The sequence below is a fragment of the Frankia sp. AiPs1 genome (assembly GCF_023716945.1).
In the GTDB taxonomy this organism is placed as follows: domain Bacteria; phylum Actinomycetota; class Actinomycetes; order Frankiales; family Frankiaceae; genus Frankia.
The window spans coordinates 1-2351 of sequence record NZ_JAMQQF010000744.1; the positions used below are offsets into that span (position 1 = coordinate 1).

The window sequence follows — 2351 nt, forward strand, 5'->3', positions numbered from 1 at the left end:
GCTGGGCGGCGGCGGTCTCGGCCGGTTCGGCCGGCGTCGCCACCGGCACCGGTCGGGCGGGTAGCGCCCCGCCGCCGATCAGCGCCGTGCGCAGCTCCTCGGCGCTCGGCCGAGCCCCGGGGTCCTTCGCCATCGCGACCTCGACGAGGCCGCGCAGTTCCCCGCTGACACCGTCGAGCCGAGGCGGCTCATTGATGATCCGGTAAAGGATCGCCTCCATCCGGCCGGTGCCGAACGGCGGCTGCCCGGTGGCGGCGAAGACCATGACCGCGCCCCAGGAGAAGATGTCGACCGCCGACGTGATCGGCGAGTCGAGGATCTGCTCGGGCGACATGTATCCGGGCGTCCCGATGGCCTGGCGCACGTTCCGGCTCAGCTCGGTGTCCGCGTTGAACTCACGGGCCAGCCCGAAGTCGATCACCTTCGGGCCGACCGGGGACAGCAGCACGTTGCCGGGGGTGAGGTCCCGGTGCACGATCCCGGCGGCGTGGATGGCGCTCAACGCGGTGGTGACGCTGACGGCGAGCTGCTCGAGGTCGGCGGGCCGCATCGGCCCCCGGACCGACACGTGCCGGGACAGCGTCGGGCCCTCGACGAACTCGGTCACGAGGTACGGCTGCGGGCCGTGGGGGTCGGCGTCGAGCACGGCCGCCGTGGTGAACCGGCGCACCCGGCGTGCGCTCTCGGCCTCGCGGGCGAACCGGGCCCGGAACTCGGGGCGCTGCGCGAGTTCCGGGCGGATCACCTTGATGGCCACCGCGGTGCCGTCGGGGGCCCGGCCGAGGAACACCGTGCCCATCCCACCCTGGCCGAGTCGGCCGATCACCTGGTAGTTGCCGAGGCGGCGGGGATCCTCGAGCTGCAGCGGGCGCGCGGTGTTCCCGGACAACGGCGGTGGTGTCGTCCCCGTCACCGTGCCCCACTCCCGCGCGGCCGACTCGGCCCCGCATGCCCCGCCCCGCAATCACGGCACGCCGGCCTCGGCGTCCGTCTGACCTCATGTTCATACCAGGTGATGATGTAGTGCAGCGTCTCCGGATCAGACCAACATTGGCGTGTTCGCGACGGTGAGACGTCTTCTGGACGGCAAGGCCACGGCTAGGCCGGTTTCACCGCCGGAACATCGGCGGTCAGGCTCTGAATGATGGCGATGTTGTCACGGACCGTGGCGTCGTCGCGGGCGATGTAGTGCGCCTGGGACGTGATCTCCTTCTGGTTCTGCAGGTAGTACCGCAGGAAGGCGGCTACCGCCGGCTTGCGCAGCGAGGCCTTGTTCGCGTACAGGTACAGCGGCTTGCACAGCGGCATGTACATGCCGGTGCCGGCGGTGAGCGCGTTCGGCTCGACGCAGCCGCCGCCGGAGTCGAGCTTGATGGCGCGCACGGCCCGGTTCGTCGTCAGGAAGTTCGAGTAGTCCATGAAGGCGACGGCGCCGCGGTCGCCGTCGACCCGGGCCGGGATCTCGTCGAGTTCCCGGGTCTCGTAGGCGCGGGTGTTCGTCGAGCTGCCCGTCATGCTGGCGAGGAACACCTTGGCGTGGACGGTCGACGGCGCGGGGCCGATGGGTGACAGCGCGACGTTCGGGAAGCTCGGATCGACCTGGTTCCAGCTGGTCACCGTCGAGTCCCGGGCCCAGATACGGCCGACCTGCGCGGTGGTCAGGCACTGCACCCAGGTGTTCTGCCGGCTCACCACGATCGGCAGCAGGTGGTGGGCGATCTCGAAGCCGGCGACCCGGTCACCGCAGGCCCTGTCGGGCAGCGCGTACGAGGCGCCGACGATGTCTGCCTGGCCGGCGCAGACCTTCTGGAAGCCGTCGTCGGTGTCGGTGCTGCCGACGCGGACGGTGACGCCCTTCGCCGACTCGCGGAACAGGTTGTACGCCGTTCCGGTGATCGCGGCCACCTCCGCCGAACCCGTCGTGATCACCGCGTCGGGGTCGACGGCCCCGCCGGGGCCTGGCTCGCCGGTACCTGCCCGGCCCGTGCCCGTGCCCGTCCCGCCCGCGCCGCCCGCGATCCCGGCCGACCGTTCGGCGGCACGCATCGCCTCGGCGGGCAGGTGGGGATGCTGGTCGACCGTCGAGCGGGGCAGCGCGGCGGTCACCGAGGTGCCGTCGCCGCCGCCGGTCAGAACCAGGCCGAGAGTGACGCTTCCGGCGATGAACACGACCAGAGCCAGCACGCCCGCCAGCAGCCGGCGCCCGCGCCGCCCGCCCGCCGACCAGCGCTGACGCCCGCCGGCCGAGCCGGCCGAGGAGACCTGGACGGTCTCTTCCGACGCCGCGGCCCCCTGGACGGTCTCTCCCGACGCCGTGGCCGCCCGGGCGGCATCGGCCGACGCCGCGGCCG

The 2351-nt window shown here is 72.6% G+C and carries 2 protein-coding genes; both read right to left on the reverse strand.

The genetic code is table 11. From position 1 onward, the window contains the following. Nucleotides 1-913, reverse strand: a 913-nt coding sequence (locus tag ND748_RS30175) for a serine/threonine-protein kinase (protein ID WP_251749627.1), incomplete at its 3' end; no start/stop codon positions are given. 185 nt (nucleotides 914-1098) lie between these two features. Next, nucleotides 1099-2351 (reverse strand): substrate-binding domain-containing protein (locus ND748_RS30180; RefSeq protein WP_251749629.1); only part of this gene is annotated, 1253 nt, incomplete at its 5' end.